This window comes from Flavobacterium sp. UGB4466 (genome assembly GCF_903469665.1).
GTDB lineage: Bacteria > Bacteroidota > Bacteroidia > Flavobacteriales > Flavobacteriaceae > Flavobacterium > Flavobacterium lipolyticum.
The window spans coordinates 1-24,352 of the sequence record NZ_CAGKLC010000076.1; the positions used below are offsets into that span (position 1 = coordinate 1).

Consider the following 24,352-nt stretch of genomic DNA (forward strand, 5'->3'; position numbering starts at 1 on the left):
CTTAATAGACCGTGCTATAACATCAATTGAATAACATAATACCATTGATAATTGAATTACATTATTTACGCTCTACTATCTTTCATAAAAACATTATCTTATTAAAAAAACACAAGTGCTTCTTTTTTGTCAAAGTTTTATTCAAAAGAATTGTGTTTTAGCAAGTAATTGTTTAAAGTTGCACAATATTTAAGCTAAAGAAAATCCTTAATAAACTATTCCTAAAAATTGAACGAACTGCAAAAATTGAAATTTGACTTAAAACTTAAAAATCATGTTTGGTTTTGGAGCTGCTATTTTACCTTAAATTTTTTAAGATGGGGAGCCTACTTTAATGACTACTCCTATTCGTTCAAGTCAAACTTGATAGAATTCTCTTTACACATTCCATTAGTCTATTTTAATTTATTTGTACTAGTTCCTCGTTTGGTGCTAAAACAAAAGTACATTCAGTACACCTTTATGATGGTGGCTAGCCTATTGGGGGTCTACTTAATAAAAACCGGTCTTACCTATTATCTTATATCCGAAAATATCTGGCCGGAAGCGAACCGTGAATACCACACTTTCGACATTAACCACGTACTGGCAGTCTGCATTGGAGAATTGTACGTTGTTGCCATGGCGTCTTCCGTTTACCTTACCTTAACCTGGTTGCGAGAACGTGAAAGAAACCGATCATTAAGAGAAAATCAGTTTAAGATCAAACTAAAATATCTGGAAAATCAAATTCAGCCTCATTTCTTTTTTAATACGCTGAATAACTTGTATGCTTTGTCGCTTGAATCTTCAGATAAAGTACCGGATGTAATCTTAAAACTGTCTAATTTGATGGAGTATGTTTTATACGATGTCAAAGGAACCAAATCTGTTCCCTTAATCAAAGAAATTGATTACATACAAAATTATATCGAAATCGAGAAGTTACGTTTTGAAAATGTAGAAGTTACGATCAATCTGGAATCCAATATCGAGGATATTGTAGTACCTCCGCTGATCTTTATTTCATTGGTAGAAAATGCCTTTAAACATGGCGGAGTCAATAACAACAATATAAAAATCAAAATCAATTGTAAAGTTATCGACAATAAAATGTTAGACTTTGAAATCTTAAATAATTTTGTAATTTCACAAAATCTTAACTCGAAAGGTGGTATTGGCCTGGCGAATACCAAAAAAAGATTAAAACTGATTTACAAGAACGATTTTAGTCTAAAAAACACAATCAAATTAAATTACTATATAATCCGTTTGCAAATACCTCTTAATAATGAAAATTAAATGTGTGTTGGTTGATGATGAGCCTTTAGCAATCAAAGTCCTGCAAAATTATTTTACCAATTTTACAGATTTTGAAGTAATCGGTACATTTAATAATTCTTTGGAAGCGCTTGATTTTATAAACAGTACCACTGTCGATGCTGTATTCTTAGACATTAACATGCCTATGATGACAGGATTCGAACTTATTAGCTTAATCGAAAACAAAACCAAAGTTATCATCACAACGGCTTTTAGAGAATTTGCCGCCGAAAGTTACGATCTGGATGTTCTGGATTATTTAGTAAAACCTATCCCGCTTCCAAGATTTATAAAATGCATTAATAAAATCACCACCGAATACAATTTAAAAAACAATATTAAAGTCGAAACCGTAAAAGGAGACTCTCATATTTTTATTAAAGTCGATAAAAAAATGATGAAAATTAATATTGAAGAAATTCTTTTTGTTGAAGGCATGAAAGAATACATAAAAGTGGTGACTTCTGACAAAACCTATATTACACATAAATCGTTAACTTCTTTATCTGAAGAATTACCGGCTGACCGATTCCTGCGCATTCACAAATCATACGTAATCGCACTCAACAAAGTAAAATCTATAGAAGGTAATCGTATTCAAATACAATCCTACACCATTCCTATTGGAAGAAATTACAGCAAAGAAGTAAAAAACAAAATTCTGGAATAAATTCAGCTTCCTAAATCGTTTTTGTAACTCAGTAAAAACTAACACATTGTTGAAAAAATAATGTCGTTGGTTTAAATTTAACATTATTTGTAGCTTTTTATTTTTTTTTGATACACTTAACAAATATATTTACGGTCTTCAAAAAACAATAAAATAAAAAATTAACCTCTTAAATTATGAGTTCAGAAAATGTTCAAACCAAATGGGGACAGTTTATCTCGTTGATAATTGTTTTCTTCTTTTGGGGTTTTGTTGGTTCTGCCAATGACATCCTGATTCCTGTTTTCAAGAAAGTATTCACCTTATCGCAAGTACAATCACAATTAGTAGCCTGGGCCTTTTATGCGGCATACTTCGTAGGTTCCTTGATTTTCTTTTTGGTGTCCTTAAAATTAGATGTTTTACAAAAATTTGGATACAAAAAAACACTTTCTGCCGGTTTACTCCTATCTGCCGTTGGATCATTTTTATTCATTCCCGCTGCAACAATGGAAAGCTTCCCTTTCTTTTTAACCGCTTTATTTACAGTTGGATTAGGATTCTCTATCCAGCAAATTGTTGCCAATCCTCTTGCCATTAAAATGGGAAGCCCTGCAACAGGTGCACACCGTTTGACTTTAGCAGGTGGAATTAACTCTTTCGGAACTACAATTGGCGCTATCTTACTGGGAATCGCTTTATTCGGAATGGGAGACAACAAAAAAACAGCTCTTTCTTTAGAGGACATTAAACTGCCTTTTATTATTCTTGGACTTGCTTTTATCATAGTAGCCGTTTTCATGAACTTCTCCAAAATTGAAGATCCTGCAAAAGAGGACGAAGAAGAGATTAAAGTAGCTCATGAAAAATTCAACATACTAGACTACCCACAGCTTTATTTAGGAATGTTAGGGATTTTTATCTACGTAGGTACAGAGGTAACCATCATCAGTAACTTACCTGCCTTATTGCATACACATGAATTTGGAAACATCCTGGAAGATGCTATTGCCCCATTTATTGCCTTATACTGGGGAAGTTTAATGATTGGCCGCTGGAATGGCGGGGTTAACGTTTTCAACACTTCAAACTTAGTAAATACAGCGCTTAAATTTATTGTTCCTGCATTGGCATTTGGAGTAATCATTGGCGCTAACCTTTTTGCCGCGCACGATGTTTCTTCTTTTTACATTTACCCAATCTGGATCTTACTATTTATAGCAGTAAGTTTTGTTGGAGGTAAAAATGCAGGTAAAACCTTAATGCTTTTCGGAATTTCTGGTGTGTTGATGATGTTTGCCGGATTGGTTTACCCGGATCCGCAAATTGCTAAATTCTTCTTTATTTCCGGAGGTTTATTCTTATCTATCATGTGGCCGTCTATCTTTGATTTAGCAATTGCCGGCTTAGGTAAAAACACTGGAAAAGCTTCTTCATTCTTAATCATGATGATTCTTGGAGGAGGAATTATCCCTTTAATTCAAGGAAGCATCTGTGATATCGACCTTACAAGTCCAAACGGAATTTTTGGAATCACATGGACACACTTCTCCTATATCGTTCCTCTTTTAGGTTTTGCTTATTTAGGGTTTTATGGTTTCTATTGCCCTAAAATCTTAAAAAGACAAGGGATCAACCACGTTGAAGGCGGAGGCGGAGGTCACTAAACCGAATAAAATTTTAAATTCCAAATCTCAAATTCCAAATTCCAAACGCTCACTAAAGGTTTGGGATTTGGAATTTGAGATTTTTTTTAGTACTACTTTCCTATACTCACAACAAACGAGACAGGCTACAAAAATCTGTCGGTTTTATATATACAACATAAAAAAACGCCATCTTTCTATTGAAAAATGGCGTTTTTAAGTTTTTATTAGCTAAGGACTACTTGTTTCCTTTCTCGAAATCAGCTACAAACTGAGCCAATCCAATATCTGTTAATGGGTGTTTCAACAATCCATAAATTGCAGAAAGAGGCCCTGTCATAACATCAGCACCAATCTTAGCACAATTTACAATGTGCATCGTGTGACGCACAGAGGCTGCTAAAATTTGCGTTTCGTAACCGTAGTTGTCATATACCAATCTAATCTCTTCGATTAAATTCAATCCGTCAGTTGAAACATCATCTAAACGACCCACAAACGGAGATACATAAGTTGCTCCCGCTTTTGCAGCCAAAATAGCCTGCCCTACTGAAAACACAAGAGTTACATTCGTTTTAATGCCTTTATCAGAAAAATATTTTGCCGCCATAACACCTTCTTTCGTCATAGGCAATTTTACCACGATTTGGTCATGTAATTCAGCCAGCTCCTCACCTTCCTTAACCATACCGTCAAAATCCAGCGCATTTACTTCAGCACTTACATCTCCTTCAACCAAATTACAGATGTCAACATAGTGCTTCAAAATGTTGTTTTTTCCGGTAATTCCTTCTTTAGCCATCAATGATGGGTTAGTGGTTACACCATCCAAAACTCCTAAAGCCTGCGCTTCTTTAATCTGAGCTAAATTAGCCGTGTCAATAAAAAATTTCATAATCTATTTATATTTAATTGTGTGTTTAAAAATTTCGTGCAAAATTACAACTTATAATGATTCATCAGCATTTTTTCATAAACTTTATCCGGTAATGCACGTTTTAAAACAATAGAGAACTTCTGCATAAAAGCCCCTACTTTATAATGCACTTTTGGTTTTTCCTTTTGGATGATTTTATAAACAGCTTCAGCCATTTCATTCGGATTCCCCCCTGCATCAACATGTTCGTTCATCGTTGCCAGAATATCGCCATACACTTTTTCGTAAGCCGAACCTTTAACCACCGGTGCATGATAACGACCTGCTGCAATATTTGTGGCAAAATCACCCGGAGCCACATTCGTAATTTCAATTCCAAACGACTTCACTTCCATTCGCAAAGCCTCGGTAATTAATTCTAAAGCCCCTTTGGAAGCCGAATACACACTGCGATACGGCAATCCCATATAACCTGCAATCGAAGTAATATTGATAATCAAACCCGATTTTTGCTCTCGCATTTGAGGCAAAACCGCCTTCATCACTTCAATTGGTCCGAAAAAATTGGTTTCAAAATTATTCTTGATTTCCTCCGTCGGAATCTCCTCTAAGGGTCCGGTAATTCCAACCCCGGCATTATTAATGACAACATCCAGCCTTCCGGAAGCTGCAATAACCTGAGCTACTGCCGACTGTATAGAATTTGCATTACGAACGTCCAAAGCAACCAAAGGAAAAACAGAATGCTGTACCTTTTCAGGATTTCGGCTCGTTCCGTATACCACGAAACCTTTTTGATGTAAATACTCTCCAATTGACTTTCCAATTCCTGAAGATCCGCCGGTAATTAAAACAACTTTACTCATTATTTAAGTTTTGAGTTATGAGTTATGGGTTATGTGGAGAAATTTTTAATTTCCAACACTTAACTTTAACTTTCAAAAGGGTCAAAAATAAAAAAATCCTCCATAAGGAAGACTACTTTTAAATTAATTCTAAAAAAAAATCCCGAAAGATCGGGAACTAAAAAAAAAAAAAAATGGCAAGCGACCTACATCGCACCGCTCAACCACGTACCCTTGCTATGTTCCCATCCTGGGGGAGTCTGCAGGAGCTGGTCGTGTAGGACTTGCCGGTGCAAATATACAATCTTTTTATATTTTTGCAAGACCTTTGTTGCTATAAAAATATCATCGTATATTGGCTTATTCAAATTTTAAACTATGAAAAATTATAACTTCCTAACTGTCATTTTATTAGGAATCACATTAATTGGATGTGGAGATACAAAAAAAGGTGAAAATTCTTTGTTTACTATCGATGATTCGGCTTTTCCGGCCCATTTTTTACCTCAGGAAGCCATTTCGATCGGTGTTTTAAACCCAAATTCGAAAGAAATCGACAGCATTGCCTACTTTGTAAACGATAAAAAAGTGGGAAGCACTAAAGGTGCGGAAAAATTCAAATTTGAATTAAAAGAACAAAGATTAGGGTATCAGTACCTAAAAGCTACCGTTTATTTTGGTTCAGATTCCTCAGATGCCACTAAACGTGTGGAGCTGGTTTCTGATATCGAACCTAAACTATTAAAGTATAAAATAATCAACACCTATCCGCACGACAAACAAGCTTTTACTGAAGGATTAGAGTTCTATAAAGACACTTTATACGAAAGCACCGGTCAGGAAGGAGCTTCTTACTTAAGAAAATACGATTATAAAACTGGAAAAGTTTTCAAACAAATTGACTTAGACAAAAAATACTTTGGTGAAGGTATTACGTTCATCAACGGCAAATTATTTCAGCTGACCTGGCAAAACAAAACAGGTTTTATCTACAATGCCAACACTTTAAAACTGGAAAAAACCTTTGCTTACGAGAAAGATATCGAAGGCTGGGGAATGACGAATGACGGGAAATACATTTATCAAACAGACAAAACAGAGAAAATCTGGAAAATGGATCCTGCCACGCAAAAAATGATAGATTACATCAACGTATACTCGGGAACTTCAAAAATTAAAGCCATTAATGAATTGGAGTGGATTAACGGAAAAATCTATACCAACGTGTGGTTTAAGGACGCTATTGCTGTCGTAAACCCTGTTTCCGGAGCTGTTGAAGGAATTCTGGACATGTCAGGATTACGCAAATTGATGACTGACGTAACTAAAGATGACGTTTTAAACGGAATTGCTTACAACCCCAAAACTAAAACTATTTTTGTTACCGGTAAAAACTGGACCAAAATGTTCGAAATAACCGTTTCTGAATAAGACAATAAGAACAAATTTTTAAACACAGATTTCACGAATTTCACTAATCTATTGTGTGATAATTGTGAAATTTGTGCTTTTTACTTTATACCTCAAAATAATGACAACTCTTATAACAAACATAAAAGAATTACTTCAGGTCCGCGAAACTTCAGTCACTAAAGTTTCCGGAGCAGAAATGGCCATACTTCCAACACTGAAAAATGCCTATTTAATTCTAAAAGACGATCTTATTCAGGATTACGGTCTGATGGAAAATCTTCCTGAAACCAATGCTGATCTGACAATCGATGCCACAGGACGAGTTATACTGCCTACGTGGTGCGACAGCCACACCCACATTGTATATGCAGGTAATCGCGAACAGGAATTTGTAGACCGTATAAACGGATTTTCGTATGAAGAAATTGCGAATCGTGGCGGTGGCATTCTAAACTCGGCTAAAAAACTCAATGAAACTACTGAAGAGGAAATCTACGAGCAATCGAAACTTCGTTTAGAAGAAGTCATGCATTTGGGAACCGGAGCGGTAGAAATTAAATCAGGTTACGGACTAACTATCGAAGGCGAACTCAAAATGCTTCGCGTAATTCAAAAATTAGCTCAGAATTATCCGATTGCCATAAAAGCCACTTTTCTGGGAGCACATGCCTTCCCTTTGCATTACAAAGAAAACAAAGCAGGTTACATTGATGAAATCATCACCAAAATGCTGCCTGAGATTGCCCAAAACAAACTGGCCGATTACGTAGATGCCTTTTGTGAGACTGGTTACTTTTCAGTTGAAGAAACAGAAAAAATCATGGAAGCCGGAATACAATTTGGACTAAAACCTAAAATTCATGTGAACCAATTCAATTCTATTGGCGGAATACAGGCTGGAATCAAATACAACGCCCTTTCAGTGGATCATCTTGAAATTATGAACCCGGAAGACATTGAGGCTTTAAAAAACACCGAAACGATGCCTGTTGCTTTACCGTCCTGTTCTTATTTTTTAAGCATTCCTTACACCCCGGCTCGTGAAATGATAAAAGCAGGTCTGCCAATTGCCCTGGCTACAGATTTCAACCCAGGTTCTACTCCATCCGGAAACATGAATTTTGTCGTTGCAACGGCTTGTATTAAAATGAAAATGACTCCTGAAGAAGCTATAAATGCCGCTACTATAAATGGCGCCTACGCAATGGGAATTTCAGAAACACACGGAAGTATCACCAGAGGAAAAAAAGCCAATCTGATCCTTACAAAACCCGTTTCCTCTTACTATCAAATTCCTTACGCTTTTGGAAGCAATCTTATCGAAAGTGTTTTTCTTGAAGGAAAAATTCTAAAACAGTAAAATAATCGCTAGAAGAAAATTGTTTTAACACATAGAAACATAAGCTCTGTACTGGTACAAAAAAGGCGCTCCACTTTAAATAAGCCACATAACACTATGTAAACGAAACGTGCCTCTCCAACCTTCTTTTAGAGCTGTAAAAATCTATGTTTCTATGTGCTAAAATTAAATTTTATCCGAGTTTACCCAACGCGTTAAAGCATAAAAAAAGGTCTGTGAAAAATCACAGACCTTTTTTACTTTTAGTGGTATTTGTCCTAAACGGCGTATTATCTTAAAGTGAAACTAGTTTTAGAAACTAATTCGTCATTGTCAAAAACGTTAATAAAGTAAGTTCCTTTTTCGAAATCTTTACCAATTAAATCTTCTGAAACGTTTACTGTTTTATTTTCATATTTCACAGTAGTTTTAAAGCTATACGTTAAAGTATTATCTCCAAAGCTTTCTGTTTTCTTTTCTCCTAAAACATTGTTTTTAGAATCAATAACCTGAACATAGTACGTTTTATCTCCTGATTTAGCGATTTGATTTTCAGCAATTGTAAAGCTTACTTTCAATACATCAGCACGGCTTGCTTTATCAGTTTCAATTTGCTTACCAGAGCTTCTTACTTTATAAGCAATTGTTTTAGTATTTAAGACTGATAATTTAGCTCCTTTTTCAACTGTTTTAGCCAATTCTTCGTTTTGACCAACCAAAACTTCATTGTATTTCTTAGACTCTCCTAACACTACAATTGTACTGTCTCTTTGAACTGTTAAAACACCATTTTGTTTTTTCAACTCATCGTTTTCAGCAACTAAAGTTTTCATTTTACCTTGCATTGCCTGAACTTGTGATCTGTACTTAGAAACATCTCCTTTAGATTTATTTAAATCATCCATAAGAGCGACTACTTTATCTCTTTCCTGAATTAACTCATCAGACATTGAAGTATTTTCAGCAATCGCAGCATCATAAGTTGCTTTTAATTCCTGTAAATCTTTCATAACAGATTCTTTTTCTGTCATCGTCGTTGTAAGTTCAGTTTTAACTACATCTGTATCAGATGATAATTTAAAAATATACACTAAGCTACCAATCAGTAGGACTGCTAAAACTGCGATTACCGCTTTTAGACTTGAGTTGTTGTTCTTTGGGTTTTCCATATTTAAAAAATTTTCTTTAAAACAAATTTAAGAATTAATATAAGGTAATAACGTAAGTTGCCACAATTATATTATTTTTGGAAAATATTTTTTTTTCATGGAGAAACTAATTCCTTTTACTGTTAACGATTTGGCAAAAATCACCAATCATCGAAGTGGTGAAATAAAATTTGGAGAAAAAATGGTCATCATACCCAAAGGGGCTGACAAGATCAATTTTCTAAAAGGAAGTGAGGCCAAATATGTGCTTTTTGGGATACCTGAAGATATTGGGGTACGCGCCAATTATGGCAGACCCGGAGCAGCATCGGCATGGGAAAGTGCGATAAAAAGCATTGCCAATATTCAGCACAATCGTTTCTCTAAAGGCAGTCAGATTTTGGTTTTAGGACAGTTGGACGTTGCTCAGGAAATGCGTGATGTCGAAAATCTTGATTTTAATGATATTGACGACAGGTCCAAGCTAAGTCAGTTAGTCGAAAAAATTGACAAAGAAGTTTCACACATTATCTTTACACTTATAAAAGCTGGAAAAATACCTATCATAATTGGAGGCGGACACAATAATGCTTACGGAAACATAAAAGGATCGGCTTTAGCCAAAGGAAAACCAATCAATGCTATTAATTTTGATGCACATTCTGATTTTAGAATCCTTGAAGGGCGTCATAGCGGCAACGGTTTTTCGTATGCCTATGAAGAAGGTTTCTTAAAAAAATACTTCATTTTTGGTCTGCATGAAAACTATACTTCTAAAAGCGTTTTAGACATCATCAAAAAATTGGAAGACCGCGTTCGTTACAATACGTACGACAGCGTCGGCATTCGCAGGGAAAAAGATTTTGACAGAGAAATGGCTTTGGCTTTAGAATTCATCAGAACAGATTCTTTTGGAATCGAAATCGATTTGGATGCTCTTCCGAACATTGCCAGCAGCGCGATGACCATCAGCGGTTTTTCAGTAGAACAAGTACGTCAGTTTGTTTCCTTTTTCGGGCAACATAAAAATGCGACCTATCTGCATATTTGCGAAGGTGCGCCAGATTTGGCCGATTCTCCGAACAACAATTTAATTGGCAAGCTGATAGGCTATTTAGTAACTGATTTTATTAAAGCGAATAACGAAAAAATCTAATCGCAACAGAAACTTTAGCAATCAAAAAAAATAGGCGTTTGCCAAATAAAGCAATATTCAATTAAAGGATTAAACGAATAAACCTATCTTTGCACTGAATTTTAGTACTTAAAACTAAATTCTTAATAAGTCAAGATATGTTATTCGAAGATCTGTCACTCTCAAAAAGTATACAAAAAGCCGTATTTGAAGAAGGCTACTTAAATCCTACTCCTATTCAGGAACAATCGATCCCGATCGTTTTGTCAGGAAGAGATTTAATTGGCTGTGCACAAACCGGTACCGGAAAAACAGCAGCATTTGCTATTCCAATCATACATCAATTACACCGAATTGTAGGCTCGTCTAAAAAGGCCAAACAAGTTCGTGCTCTTATAGTTACTCCTACACGTGAATTAGCGGTTCAGATTGGGCAAAGTTTTGACACTTATGCCAAATATACCAACTTAACACAATTGACTATTTTTGGAGGGGTTTCACAAAATCCTCAGGTAGACACTCTAAAAAATGGAGTTGACATTTTAGTTGCAACCCCAGGCCGTTTACTTGATTTACACAAACAAGGATTCCTGGATCTCGATCATTTACACACTTTAGTTCTGGATGAAGCCGATCAAATGCTGGACATGGGTTTTATCAATGATGTCAAAAAAATTGTTAAACTAACTCCTAAAAACAGGCAGACTTTATTGTTCTCTGCTACTATGCCGATTGCCATTCGCGAACTGGCTGAAATGTTTTTAAAAGACCCTGAAAAGGTAGAAGTTTCACCTGTTTCATCAACGGCAGAAACAGTTGAGCAGCGCATTTACTTTGTAGAAAAAACAGAGAAAAGAAATTTATTGTATCATTTGATCAAAAATGAAAACCTGTCTAATGTGCTGGTTTTTTCAAGAACCAAACATGGTGCTGACAATGTGGTAAAAGCGCTTCGTAAAAAAGACATTCCTGCTGAGGCTATCCACGGAGATAAATCTCAAAATGCCAGACAGCGTGTTTTAGATGCGTTTAAAAACAAAGAAGTTGGCGTTCTTGTTGCAACTGATATTGCTGCAAGAGGAATCGATATTGACCAATTGCCTTTTGTTATCAATTTTGATTTACCCAACATTCCGGAGACTTATGTACACCGAATTGGACGTACGGGGCGTGCCGGAAATGGCGGAATTGCCATTTCGTTTTGCGGTAAAGACGAACAGCCTTACTGGAAAGACATTCAGAAACTTATAAAAGTAGAGGTAAAAACCATTACCGATCATCCTTACCCATGGCACTCAGGAAGCCCGGAGGCGACGGATGAAAAACCTAAAAACTCAAACCGAAGCGGTGGTGCTCATAAATCGAGAAAATCAAATGCTTCTAAACAAAATAAAAAACGCTGGTACTAAAATTACCGTGTGGGCACAAGTATAAAAAATAACACGAATTGCACAAATTGTCACTAATTTGTTTATGGAATTAATTTCACAGACAAGGTTATCCTTTTAAGATTTGTGAAATTTGTGTTCACACGGTAGACTACAACTATTCCGTTTAGTATCATTATTTTACTGTATTGGGCATAATTTTAACACATAGCAACATAGGTGCTGCACCTGCAAAAAAGACGTTTCACTACATTTAAATGCACATATCTTGCTATGTGAAAGTTTTTTTTTGCATCCTCTTTTAAGAATTAAAATAGGAACGATAATGAGCTACCGTTTGGATACAAGTATAAAAAGCAACACGAAATACCCCTAATTTGTTTGTGAAATTAATTTCACAAAAAAGGTTAACCTATTCAAATTTGTGCAAATTAGTGGAATTTGTGTTCAGACTTCCGGATACTAACCGGCGTTTTTCGTTTCCAGTATTAAGTAATTCATTATCTTAAAAAGGCGTACCGGTTCAAACGGCTTGATAATAATATCATTTATTCCTGAAGAAATCGCTTCATCTGTAATCTCGTCTTTATCAAAAGCAGTAAGCGCTATAATGGGAGTTTTAAGCCCTTTTGAACGAATCCTTCTCGTAGTTTCAAAACCATTCATCAAAGGCATGTTGATATCCATTAAAATCAGGTCGAAATTTTCGCTCTCCAGCATTTTTAAAGCCGCAAAACCATCATCAACTACTTTGCAGACATAATTGTGTTTTTCGATAATTTTTTTCGTCACCAGCTGATTGATGAGATTATCTTCTACAATTAGAATCTTATATACCTCATTTGAACTCAGATCAACCTCTATTTCTTCAATAATCAGTTTTGTTTTTTGAGGATCGAATTCAAACGGAATGGTAAATGAAAATGAAGTCCCAAAGCCTACTTCGCTTTTCAAATCAATTGTACTGCCAAAAAGCCCCAACAATCGTTTTACAATGCTCAAACCTAAGCCAGTTCCCTGATAATCTTCATCTTTTCTTCCTACCTGGACGAATTTCTCAAAAATTTTATCCTGATCTACAGCTGCAATCCCTACTCCGTTATCTTTTACCCAAAAATCCAGAAAATACATCTTTCCTTCAAATCGATTCAGTTTTACGATAATTTCAACTTCACCATCTTTCGTAAACTTAAGTGCATTACTGACCAGATTCATCAAAATCTGAGCAAGTCGCAACTTATCTCCAATCAGATATTCCGGAATACAGGGATCAATAGAAACTGTGATTTTATCATTGTTTTTTTGCGACAAAAAGGACAACGAATTCTTAATCATCACGATCTCATCGGAAATATTGAATGTCAAATTCTCCAATACCACTTTATTCTCCTCAATTTTATTAATCTGAAGAATGTCATTTACCAACGATAATAAATAACGGGCCGAAAATTTTAACGAACTCAAATGCTGACTTCTAGACAGTTCTTTGTGTTCTTCCAGCAGCATATTGGTGATTCCAACCACACCGTACAATGGCGTACGCAATTCATGACTTATAGTCGAAATAAACTGAGTCTTCAATAGCGAAGCTTCCTCAGCAATTTCTTTTGCTTCTAAAAGCTCTGCATTGTGTTTTTTCTTAAACCTGATGTTTTTAATTAGAGTAATAATGAGAACCAAAAGTATCAGTGAAATCAGTACAAATAAAATCACAATAATCCTTGATTTCTTAAGACTTTGATACTGTGAATCTTTCTCACTTTCAATCTTATCAATCTGCCTTTTGTATTCGTCTAATTCTAAATTAAAACCGGCAATAGAGGCTTTTTTGAGTTTCTCCTCATTGTACAATTCTTCTGTTATCTTATTGTATGAGGCCAGATTCACATAAGCTTCTTCATACTTCCCTATTTTGTTTAAAAACTTAGAATATTCCTGATGTGAATACGACAAATCCGATCGCTCCTCACTATTTTTACCCGCCTGAATTGCTTTGAGAAAGAAAACATTCGCCAACTCATAATCATTATGGTAACTATAATACATCCCGTTTAACATGTTTACAACGATCTCTGTGGACTCATCACCATATTTAGTCTTATTGCCGTTTACAAATTTTAGAAACGGATATCCTTCTTTAAATTTTCCTATATCAAAATAAGCCCAGGCAATATTTACGTTTGTAAAATATACCTGCGGCATCTCGTTTAATTTTAAACTGTAGGCTATGGATTTTTTGTAATAATTAATTCCCCGGTTGAACTGTTTTTTCTCAAAACAATAAATATTACCAAGATTATTATAAAGACTGTATTTTAAGGAATCGTTATTGGTTTTACTGGCGTACAACAATCCTTTTTTATAGAAGAAAATAGCTTTATCAAATTCCGACAATTCATTGTAGTTCCCGGCAATTATTTTATATGATTTTGCTATTAAATTATTATTCTTAGCGGCTGTAGCATAGTTTAATGCTATTCTCGAGCTGATGAGTGACTTTTCAAAATTTGATTTCCTATAGTCTCCCCAGGCTTCCTCTACAAGTTTATTAATCTTTGCCTCCGGCACCGTTTCAGATTGCACAATGGCTGAATTGGCAAAACAATTCAGACACACCAGCAGTAGCAGCAAAAGAATCCGTATTCGGGGCATAAATAGGCTAATTTGACCAAATATACATCAAAAATAAAAAAAAGCTGTATTTCTATTAAAAATACAGCTTCTTTTTTATTTGGACTTTAAAAGTTTTTAAAGTCTTTTCCTACCTGAATAAAAATAATTATAAGTTTTCGGAAGCAATTTCAGGGTCTTTATCATCCTCCCATTGCCCCACAACTGATGTTGCCAACGCATTTCCTAAAACGTTTGTAGCACTTCTGAACATATCACAAAAGTGATCGATTGGTAAAATTAATGCAATTCCTTCAACCGGAATATCAAACATACCGCAAGTAGCTGCTACGACAACCAAACTGGCTCTTGGCACACCTGCAATACCTTTACTGGTTAACATTAAAACCAAAAGCATTACCATTTGCGTTCCTAAGTCCAGATGCACTCCATAAAACTGAGCAATAAAAATACTGGCAAAAGTCATATACATCATACTACCATCAAGGTTAAACGAGTATCCAAGCGGCAGCATAAAGGCTACAATTTTATCTTTTACACCAAAATCTTCCAATTCTTCTGTTAATTTTGGAAAAACAGCTTCACTACTCGTTGTACCGAAAGCGATCGCCAGAGGACCTGTAATACGTCTTAAAAGCTCTGTCATTCTTCCTTTCAGAAAAAGATAACCTACCGCAACCAGAACCACCCATAAAGTACCGATTCCAACTAAAAACGATCCAAAGAATTTAAAATAGGTAATTACCAACTCTTCGGCATCTCTAATAGCGAATACTCCTGCAATGGCTCCGAAAACTCCAATTGGAGCGAAATTCATCACATAGTTTACCATTTTTAAAACGATATGCGAAGTCTTATCTAAAGCATTGATTACCGGTTTTACTGTACTTCCCAAAGAGGCACCAGCTAACCCGAAGAAGATTGAAAATACAACAATCTGTAAAATTTCATTGGTTGCCATTGCTTCAAAAATACTTTTAGGTACAATGTGCTCTACAAAATTTTCAACAGATAATGTTTTTGTTTTAGCAGTTACTTCTGAAGCAGCAGCCATATCAACATGATCCAGTTTTAAACCTACACCCGGCTCTAAAATATTCACATAAAACAACCCAATCAATAAGGAGATAAAAGAAGCAGTAAAAAACCATCCAAGGGCTTTCCCTCCAATTCTCCCCACAGTTTTGATATCTCCAAGTTTTGCAATACCTACAACTAAAGTGGTAAATACTAACGGAGAAATAATCATCTGTACCAATCTGATAAAGATTGTGGCAAGCATTTTAATTTTATTGCTAAAAGATTGTGCTGCCTCAGGCGAAATCGAATTGTGTAAAATTATTCCCAAAGCGGCTCCAAGAACCATTGCAATAATAATCTGCCCTGTTAATCCTTTAAGAAAAGATTTCTTTTTAGTTTCTGTAACTTCTTGCATTAATTTGTTTGTTTTAAATTAAAATGTCAAAACCCTCACTGTCTTAACTTTTATAAATACGTTTTGTTGATCAAATAAAAATCAGCCAAAACAATCGCAGCCATTGCTTCGACAATTGGCACTGCGCGAGGCACTACACACGGATCATGACGGCCTTTACCGGTCATTGGTGTAATATTTCCTTTATTATCTAATGAATCCTGAGTCTGCATGATAGTCGCAACAGGTTTGAAAGCTACTCTGAAGTAAATATCCATTCCGTTGCTTATCCCTCCCTGAATTCCTCCGGAAAGATTTGTTTTTGTAGTTCCGTCGGGATTGTATAAATCGTTGTGTTCACTTCCTTTCATTTCAGAACCCGAAAATCCGCTTCCGTATTCAAAACCTTTTACGGCATTGATCGAAAGCATCGCTTTTCCTAATTCAGCATGCAGTTTATCAAAAACCGGCTCTCCTAAACCTACCGGAACATTTTGAATGACACAGGAAACTACACCTCCAACGGTATCTCCTTGTTTGCGGATATCGCGAATATATTCTTCCATAATCGCTGCCGATTTTTCATCCGGACAACGAACAGGATTGCTCTCTATTTTAGAAAAATCCAAATCCTGATAAGGTGTATCTAAATGAATTGGACCCACCGACGAAACGTAGGCATTAATTTTTATTTCAGGAAGCATTTGTTTTGCTATCGCTCCCGCAACTACTCTGCTTGCTGTTTCTCTGGCAGAGCTTCTTCCACCACCGCGATAGTCTCGAAAACCATATTTCTGGTCGTATACATAATCAGCATGACTAGGTCTGTAATTGTCTTTTATATGGGAGTAATCGTCTGATTTTTGATTGGTATTCGGAATGATAAAACCAATAGGCGTTCCAGTCGTTTTACCTTCAAAAATACCTGATAAAAACTGAACTGCATCCGGTTCTTTGCGTTGTGTTACAATTGCCGACTGTCCGGGCTTTCTTCTGGACATTTCAACTTCAATTGCATCTAAATCAAGTTCAATTCCTGATGGGCAACCATCTATAATTCCGCCTAAAGCTTCACCATGAGATTCTCCAAATGTTGTAACTTTATATAAATTGCCGTAGCTATTTCCTGCCATTGTAATTAGTTTTGAGCAAATGTAAGTTTTATGAATTAAATTAAAAAATTTAAAATTGGTATTATTAAGCAAAGGTTAAGGGGATTAAAAATCACAATTTGTTAAAATTGCAGCCAAATTGGTAACCATTTCATAAAATTTCTCTCACAAGAGTTTCTTTCATTTGTTAAACTTCAAAAAAAGAAAAATTGAAAAAACGAAATGTTGAATTGGTCATTATATCAGATGTCCATTTAGGAACTTACGGAAGTCACGCCAAAGAACTAAACAACTACTTATCAAGCATAAAGCCTAAAACATTAGTCCTGAACGGTGACATTATTGATGCCTGGCAATTTAGAAAATCATACTTTCCAAAAGCACATTTAAGAGTCATTCAGCGTATTATCGGCATGGCATCTAAAGGCACAAAAGTATATTACATCACCGGAAACCATGATGAAATTCTTCGGAAATTCAGCGATATGAACATGGGAAATTTTGCACTGGTCGATAAATTAGTTTTGGAACTGGACGATAAAAAAGCATGGATTTTTCATGGAGATGTCTTTGATGCTTCTGTTCAACACTCTAAATGGATTGCAAAACTGGGCGGACTAGGATACGATTACTTAATTCTAAGCAATCGATTTGCCAACTGGTGCCTTGCAAAACTAGGACGCGAACCCTACTCCTTCTCTAAAAAGATAAAAGCCAGCGTGAAAAAAGCCGTTAAATTTATCTCTGATTTTGAAACTACTGCAACTGATCTGGCTATTGAAAAAAAATACGATTACGTCATCTGCGGACACATACACGAACCAAAAATTGTCACCAAAGAAAACAAACACGGGTCAACTTTATACCTTAATTCAGGAGATTGGGTGGAAAATCTTACTGCATTGGAATACCATAAAAAGCGATGGAAATTATACTCTTATGCCGAAAGTAATTTTACCGAGGAAGAAAATCTCTTTGAAATGGAGGACACACTGAGCTCTCAGTTAATTTCTACTATCATTCTAAACAAATAAACCTCTAAACACACTGCCTATCGCAAATAAAACTACTTGAAACCTGCCTTATTGCTTCTTAAAAATGTGAATTATATAACAATTTTTAATAATCCTATACGTTTCAAAATTATGGTGAGGATTAAATTTGACAAAAATTAATAACCATTTTTTATGAAGAAAATCATTTTATCTGCCCTAATGCTATTAGGCTTAGCGTTTACGGCACAATCACAAGAAATTTCGAAACATGCCCTTGGTATCCGTTTAGGAGATAATAACGGTTTTGGCGGAGAAGTATCTTATCAGTTAGGATTAAACCAAAAAAACAGACTGGAATTTGATTTAGGATGGAGAAACAGCAGTAACGTTGACGCTATTAAAGGTGTAGCACTTTATCAATGGGTTTGGAATATTGATGGCGGTTTCAACTGGTATGCAGGTGTAGGTGGTGGTCTTGCAAGCTGGAATCACGACTATTACACCAACAACAACAGATACAAAGATAACGGAACGTATGTTTTTGCTGCGGGAGATATTGGTATAGAATACAGATTTAAAGAAGCACCAATTACACTATCATTAGACGCGAGACCTGAAGTTGGTTCCGGATATTATGACGATGACAATTTTGGATTTGACGTAGGTTTAGGAGTGAAATTCAGATTCTAATTAAAGACAAAAATAATTATAAAAAGAAACCTGTCGTTTTTAATGCGACAGGTTTTTTTTATGTTTACAGTCAGGCTTCGACTTCGCTCAGCCTGACATTCGCTTCGACTTCGCTCAGCCTGACATTCACTTCGACTTCGCTCAAACTCACAACTCACAACTCACAACTCACAACTCATAACTCATAACTCATAACTCATAACTCATAACTCATAACTCATAACTCATAACTCATAACTCATAACTCATAACTCATAACTCACTTCACGATAATCTCTTTTTTAGAGTGTACTTTGATTACGGTGTACGGATACGTAATAACCTGCGTTACCATAGCATCTGCAGCGGGATTATTTTCTTTAACGGTGATGATAATATTTTTATCCGTTTCTTCTACCTTTTCAACACCAATAGAATAGCCACCGGTATTTTTTTCTCCCATATTCAGAATTACATAATTTGAATTACTGATATCGTCCTGTTTCATTTTTGCTTTCAAATGGGGATCATTTTCCAGCATTTTGATTTCGTTCGGTTCCGTCAGAATTTCAAAAAATTTGATATTTCCTCCTCCGTCAGATTGTTCTGTAAGAACTTCATACAAAATTTTAGAGGTTCCGTCAGCGTTTTTCTTAACCCCGCAAGAAACTAAAACCAGAATCACCAGTACCGAAATTACTTTTTTCATTTACGTTAACTTTTAAGATTATTGTTTTTCGTGTTTCTCCTGTTTGTAATCATCAATTGCTTTTTGATACAGCGCCTCATACTTAGGCAATATTGTTTTGATATCAAACTTACGGGCAACTTCTAGTGCATTTGCTTTAAACTGATTCAAAACGTCATCATCTTTTAGTATTTTGATTGCATTGGCAGCCATTTCTTCAACGTTACCAACATTGCTCAAATATCCTGAAAAGCCGTCAAAATTAACCTCCGGCAAACCACCTGAATTACTTGAAATTACCGGAACTCCGCTTGACATTGCTTCTAAAGCTGCCAAACCAAAACTCTCTGTTTCTGATGGAAGCAGGAATAAGTCGGTAAAACATAAAATTTTATCAATCTCGTTACTATTTCCAAAGAAAATAACTTTGTCATAGATACCAAGTTCCATACATAAAACTTCTGCTTTTTCTTTTTCCGGGCCATCACCTACCATCATCAGTTTAGACGGAATTTCTTTCTGAATATTATAGAAAATCTTGATGATATCCGGAATTCTCTTCACTTTTCTAAAGTTACTAATGTGCGTGATAATGCGCTCGTCCTCCTTGGCCATAACATAACGATGACAAGGTGCCTGAGGATCTTTTCTAACTTTATCCAATTCGATAAAATTAGGGATAACCTTAATTTTATTCTTGATTTTAAACAACTTTAAAGTATCATCTTTCAAACTCTGAGAAACCGATGTCACATAATCTGATTTATTGATACTAAAGGTCACTGCAGGTTTATAAAAGGGGTGATTCCCGACCAATGTAATATCTGTTCCGTGAAGCGTTGTAATCATTGGAAGATTAATCCCTTCATTTTTCAGCATTTGCTTCGCCATATAACCTGCATATGCATGAGGAATGGCATAATGCACGTGAAGTACTTCTATTTTATACAATTTCACCATATCAACCAATTTACTGGACAATGCCAATTCATAAGGCTGATAATGAAAAAGAGGATATTCAGGAACGTTCACTTCGTGATAATGAACATTGGGATTTAAAAGTGCCAACCGAACTGGCTGACTGTAGGTAATAAAGTGGATTTCGTGTCCGCGTCTGGCTAATTCAAGGCCTAATTCCGTAGCAACTACACCACTACCACCAAATGTCGGATAACAAACTATTGCTATTTTCATGTATTAAGTTTAGTAACTACGAAAGTACTTAAAAATAGCTTTTAGTTGCTCTTTTAAACTGTTAGATTTTTGTGAATAGTAAACTTAATATTTTTTTCAATATGTTAAAATTAATATCATCTAAGATGAAATAGGCAGGGGTCGCGACCAAATAAAAAAGAAGGTTTTTCTTACATTACCTAAAAACTCCATTTATTACATCATTAATCCACTTATTACAAACAGATAAAACCATACCCATATCATAAATACTTTCGCAATAAAATAATTGATTTAAGACAGCTTAATTACTCGCATCATAAAATACATTTAATACTTCTGAATTATAAAATCTAAACATAAACAAAGCAACATTCATATTACATGCGATCAATATTTAAGGATACCAAAAATGCTTTTTAAGTCCAAAATCTGTATGTTCAAACTAATTGCATTCAATGGAGATTTTATAGATCAAAACAATTTAAGAGGAAGCTGAAAATCTTTAAAAGAGTAGGCATAATTAATACTATTTTTAATATGAAAAAAATTGATTTAAATGAAGTAAAAAAGTTTCGCGTAGAAGAACTGGAACAACGTCTTGAAATGGCAATGTATAGCGATGCCGTAATGGGTAAACCTTCGAAAAAAAAGAAGTAACCCAAGTACTAAAATGCTAAAACAAGAGGGCTGCAAATGCCCTCTTACTCCTTTAATAATATATTAGCTTTCTCTGCAAAATAAACACAAAAACTGATTTACTACAAAGTATGTTTAATTTTCCAAAAGCAGAATGTTATAGATCACTTTCCTCGAAATTAAGATGGACTTCTACGAATAAACAAGACATTTTTAAACCATCAACCATAAAATGATCTTAAATCTTGAAAATTAGTTATAAAATTCTTTTAAGATAAAATTTAAAAAACTCATAGTATAAAAAAATTAGGTCATTGTATTGACAATTTTCATGACAAAACACAAATTAATTTAAAAATAACATAATCTAATGCATCTAGAAAAAGTAAATGAATATCTAAAATCTGAAAGGATAAAAAAACAATTAATAAATGGCAGACTTCCGAAACCCTTTCACCCATTTGTACTGAAAGAAATCGAGAATAATCTCCAGAGTCCTTACATTTACTACGCCTATCTGTTTGCTGAGCCATTTGACTTTACCGATTATGAGATTGTCGAAAAAATCTGCTATGCCTCATTATTATATAAGATGTCTTTGCTGGTTTTAGATAAAATAACGGACGGGCAATTTGACAAAGACCAAACTTCGAAAGTAACACTTGTTCAACATGCTCTCGAAAAAGAAAGTCTTAGAATCATTGTTACAGAGCTTGGTACAGATAAGGTAAGTATTGACAAGCTTTGGGAGGCCATCGAGAACCGTACAAAAGAATGGTACCAGTCGTATCAACTCGAAAAGGAAATCAAAACTAAAGACTTTGATATCGCTGATTTTGAAAAATTATCAGAATTAAAAGTATCTGTCGCTTTAATTCCTTTGGATTTTATCAAAGAATTCTCCAATGGAAGTAAAGCCATCTACGATAAGGTAACAACAATCCATAAACTATTCTACATAGCTTACCAAATCCTAGATGACATTATTGACTTTGATGAAGATCTAAAAAATGGTCAGTACAATATTGCCATACACAAAACCAAAAAGCTTTTGAAAGACAACGGATTATCCTCTGAAAATTTAAATAGTCAAATACTTTATGTTTATGCCTTTGACGATCTCTATAAATTAGCCTTGACTTATATCGATAAAGCCTTGAATTTATGTTTAGGAATGAATGCTTATCTTTTAGAACGTAGACTATTAAGTACAAAAGCCCTTTTTGAAAATAAAAACTATATGCGACTGAAAGAATGCGTCGAGAGCAAGATTAGCATCCCTTTTGAAGAAAAAATTCAAATTATTAAGAAGACTGAAATCAATAATGCGCTATCCCAACCGGTAAGATACATTTTAAAGAAATGGTCTCAAGATTTTATTGATCTTAACTACATACAGGCTCCTATTTCATTGAACGATTTGCTTACAACGCATTATGCTTTGGGAGACACATTTCTAAGAGCGATGGCCACAACCCATTTGATTGAAATACAAAAAAAAGATTCATTAAAAGAAATTATAACAGAGGAACAAAATTACATCCTGTCACAAATCGGACTTGATAAAATGGGCTGGTCGTACCATCCTCTGTTAATTGAAGTACCCTATGATGCAGATTCTTTAGGTCAAATATTACAATCTTTTTCAAAGTATTACGATAATGAATTATTTCATACTTTGTTTGAAAATCCAATTCTATCTTTACTGAAAGTAACAGAGTCCAATCATGGTATCTTCCCAACTTGGACTATTTTTGAAAGAAATTCAAAACAATTAAATTTTTATACCGATAAATACTGGGGAAGAGATAACGATTTGGCTGTCATAGCCAACATGGGGTGTGGCTTATATATCGCAAAAGAAAAGACAAATATACTTAATCAAAGTGATTTTGAGCGCATTATAATCACTAATGCAGATTACCTTGTAAATAATCAGGAAAAAGACGGAAGTTTTGGTTTGGGCAGCAGGTGGTATTCGGGATGCTTCTACCCTACCTACATCTGCCTTAAATTTTTATATAAAGTAGATCCCGTAAAATACAACGAAGCCATAAAAAAGGCACAATCATGGATTATCAAATCACAAAATAAAACGGAAGGTCGATTTGGGAAAGAGAAACATGCCAGCACGGAAACAGCTTTCGCTGTATTAACACTTTTATTCGAAGAAACACCAGATTCTGAAATAGTAGAAAGTATAAAAAAAGGAATCCACTTTCTTGAAAAAGAAATGAAAGAAGATGGAGAATTTAGACCATCGGCCTTTATAAAACAAACACTTACAATTGAAAATAAAATGCCCTACTTATGGGCGAATAAAGTTATTACCACAAGCTTCTGTGCATTAGCAATTGAAAAATATAAATCTCTTACTCCAGAATGAAATGTCTCACCAGAAAATTTATAAGATTGCTACTGATTATGAAATTACTATAAATGATTTCGGACACATTTTGACTATACCAAAATATAATAAATCATTTATCATAAATGAATTTATTGCAGAATTCATTCAAATTTGGAAACAAACTGAAAATTTAGAAGAAGCAAAAAACAAACTAAATCTAGGCGATTCCAGTAATGATGAAATTATCTCAATAATTAGTCAAAATCTTTTTAACGCTTTGATAGATGACACTTCAAATATTGATTTAAAAAAGAATAGAGATCAATACATAAAATTCAAATGTAATTTATTATCCGAAAAGTCCACTGCTTTATTCTGCATCATTCTTTATCCACTGTTTCATCGTACTGTTTTTATAAGTACATCCATTTTACTTATTTTTCTACTTTTCTACAATTACCTTATCATTGACAAATCGATTATTTATGATTCATTTTCATTCTATCTTATAACATTCTTTATCAGCACTATCTTTCATGAATTGGGTCACGCCTCCAGTTTATACAAGTACACTAAGAAATCATGTACTATCGGCTGTGGTATTTACTTACTAAATCTTGTTTTATATACAGATGTCACTAATGTATGGAAGTTAAAAAAGGCACAACGATTAATCGTTAATTTTGGAGGTCTGTACTTTGAAATGATTATGCTAACACTATTACTTGCCGCTAATCTATTTTTCAGATTTAATCCCACACATTTACTTTTTATCTATTTGCTTCGTTTTATCTATACATTAGATCCATTATATCGCTCTGATGGGTATTGGATAGTATCTGATTTTTTCGCCATACACAATTTAACAGAAAGACTTAATGAAGAATTGAAAAATGTTTTTATAAAATTCAATAAACCTTCTAACTACTGGTTGTTAAC

At 34.7% G+C, this 24,352-nt stretch carries 18 protein-coding genes, 1 other RNA gene and 1 pseudogene; 11 read left to right on the forward strand and 9 right to left on the reverse strand.

What is annotated here, in order from left to right; all coding sequences use genetic code 11:
* Positions 1–228 precede the first annotated feature (228 nt).
* The 3 genes from JO950_RS16275 (at position 229) to JO950_RS16285 (ending at position 3,618) form a co-directional block, all read left to right on the forward strand.
* Positions 229–1,281 (forward strand): sensor histidine kinase, encoded by a 1,053-nt coding sequence (locus JO950_RS16275; protein ID WP_202703589.1) that lies wholly within the window; start codon positions 229–231, stop codon positions 1,279–1,281.
* The gene (locus JO950_RS16280; protein WP_017497635.1) at positions 1,271–1,972 is read left to right on the forward strand and encodes a LytTR family DNA-binding domain-containing protein; all 702 of its coding nucleotides are present in this window, start codon (positions 1,271–1,273) and stop codon (positions 1,970–1,972) included. The genes JO950_RS16275 and JO950_RS16280 overlap by 11 nt, the downstream gene beginning before the upstream one ends.
* Before the next feature lie 176 nt (positions 1,973–2,148).
* On the forward strand, positions 2,149–3,618 hold the full coding sequence (locus JO950_RS16285) for an MFS transporter (RefSeq protein WP_202703590.1): 1,470 nt from the start codon (positions 2,149–2,151) through the stop codon (positions 3,616–3,618).
* A 217-nt stretch (positions 3,619–3,835) separates the two neighbouring features.
* Here JO950_RS16285 and fsa read toward each other — a convergent pair whose 3' ends face one another.
* The 3 genes from fsa to ffs all read right to left on the reverse strand — a co-directional run bounded on the left by fsa (position 3,836) and on the right by ffs (position 5,609).
* Positions 3,836–4,492, reverse strand: a complete 657-nt coding sequence (gene fsa / locus JO950_RS16290) for a fructose-6-phosphate aldolase (RefSeq protein ID WP_017497638.1) — start codon at positions 4,490–4,492, stop codon at positions 3,836–3,838.
* Positions 4,493–4,536: 44 nt separating this feature from the next.
* Complete coding sequence (locus JO950_RS16295; protein WP_202703591.1) at positions 4,537–5,340, reverse strand: SDR family oxidoreductase; 804 nt, start codon at positions 5,338–5,340, stop codon at positions 4,537–4,539.
* Between the two features lie 171 nt (positions 5,341–5,511).
* Positions 5,512–5,609: signal recognition particle sRNA small type (gene ffs, locus JO950_RS16300), an RNA gene on the reverse strand.
* 88 nt (positions 5,610–5,697) lie between these two features.
* Here ffs and JO950_RS16305 point away from each other — a divergent pair.
* Positions 5,698–6,750 (forward strand): glutaminyl-peptide cyclotransferase, encoded by a 1,053-nt coding sequence (locus JO950_RS16305; RefSeq protein WP_202703592.1) that lies wholly within the window; start codon positions 5,698–5,700, stop codon positions 6,748–6,750.
* Positions 6,751–6,850: 100 nt separating this feature from the next.
* On the forward strand, positions 6,851–8,092 hold the full coding sequence (hutI, locus tag JO950_RS16310; RefSeq protein WP_202703593.1) for an imidazolonepropionase: 1,242 nt from the start codon (positions 6,851–6,853) through the stop codon (positions 8,090–8,092).
* Positions 8,093–8,361: 269 nt separating this feature from the next.
* On the opposite strand, the gene JO950_RS16315 is transcribed toward hutI, so the two are convergent.
* Positions 8,362–9,240, reverse strand: a complete 879-nt coding sequence (locus JO950_RS16315; RefSeq protein WP_202703594.1) for a hypothetical protein — start codon at positions 9,238–9,240, stop codon at positions 8,362–8,364.
* Between the two features lie 97 nt (positions 9,241–9,337).
* Here JO950_RS16315 and JO950_RS16320 point away from each other — a divergent pair, with 97 nt between their 5' ends.
* Positions 9,338–10,375, forward strand: coding sequence for a formimidoylglutamase (locus tag JO950_RS16320; protein WP_202703595.1), 1,038 nt, complete (start codon positions 9,338–9,340; stop codon positions 10,373–10,375).
* A 137-nt stretch (positions 10,376–10,512) separates the two neighbouring features.
* A complete protein-coding gene (locus JO950_RS16325) occupies positions 10,513–11,763 on the forward strand; it encodes a DEAD/DEAH box helicase (protein WP_202703596.1) in 1,251 nt (416 codons plus the stop codon).
* Between the two features lie 441 nt (positions 11,764–12,204).
* On the opposite strand, the gene JO950_RS16330 is transcribed toward JO950_RS16325, so the two are convergent.
* The 3 genes from JO950_RS16330 to aroC all read right to left on the reverse strand — a co-directional run bounded on the left by JO950_RS16330 (position 12,205) and on the right by aroC (position 16,920).
* Complete coding sequence (locus JO950_RS16330) at positions 12,205–14,394, reverse strand: response regulator (protein WP_202703597.1); 2,190 nt, start codon at positions 14,392–14,394, stop codon at positions 12,205–12,207.
* 127 nt (positions 14,395–14,521) lie between these two features.
* Positions 14,522–15,808, reverse strand: coding sequence for a dicarboxylate/amino acid:cation symporter (locus JO950_RS16335; protein WP_202703598.1), 1,287 nt, complete (start codon positions 15,806–15,808; stop codon positions 14,522–14,524).
* A gap of 50 nt (positions 15,809–15,858) precedes the next feature.
* Complete coding sequence (gene aroC, locus JO950_RS16340; RefSeq protein ID WP_017497647.1) at positions 15,859–16,920, reverse strand: chorismate synthase; 1,062 nt, start codon at positions 16,918–16,920, stop codon at positions 15,859–15,861.
* Between the two features lie 188 nt (positions 16,921–17,108).
* On the opposite strand from aroC, the gene JO950_RS16345 reads away from it, so the two are divergent.
* Complete coding sequence (locus JO950_RS16345) at positions 17,109–17,933, forward strand: UDP-2,3-diacylglucosamine diphosphatase (protein ID WP_017497648.1); 825 nt, start codon at positions 17,109–17,111, stop codon at positions 17,931–17,933.
* A gap of 153 nt (positions 17,934–18,086) precedes the next feature.
* Positions 18,087–18,584: a hypothetical protein gene (locus tag JO950_RS16350; protein WP_202703599.1), complete on the forward strand. Its 498-nt coding sequence runs from the start codon at positions 18,087–18,089 to the stop codon at positions 18,582–18,584.
* Between the two features lie 259 nt (positions 18,585–18,843).
* Here JO950_RS16350 and JO950_RS16355 read toward each other — a convergent pair whose 3' ends face one another.
* Both JO950_RS16355 and bshA read right to left on the reverse strand, forming a co-directional pair.
* Complete coding sequence (locus JO950_RS16355) at positions 18,844–19,272, reverse strand: protease complex subunit PrcB family protein (protein ID WP_202703600.1); 429 nt, start codon at positions 19,270–19,272, stop codon at positions 18,844–18,846.
* 18 nt (positions 19,273–19,290) lie between these two features.
* Positions 19,291–20,445, reverse strand: a complete 1,155-nt coding sequence (gene bshA, locus JO950_RS16360; protein ID WP_202703601.1) for an N-acetyl-alpha-D-glucosaminyl L-malate synthase BshA — start codon at positions 20,443–20,445, stop codon at positions 19,291–19,293.
* A gap of 988 nt (positions 20,446–21,433) precedes the next feature.
* Between bshA and JO950_RS16365 the strand changes: the two genes are divergently transcribed.
* Together JO950_RS16365 and JO950_RS16370 are read left to right on the forward strand one after the other, a co-directional pair.
* Positions 21,434–23,449, forward strand: coding sequence for a hypothetical protein (locus JO950_RS16365; protein ID WP_202703602.1), 2,016 nt, complete (start codon positions 21,434–21,436; stop codon positions 23,447–23,449).
* A 1-nt stretch (position 23,450) separates the two neighbouring features.
* Positions 23,451–24,352: pseudogene (locus JO950_RS16370) on the forward strand (hypothetical protein); the annotation flags it as partial.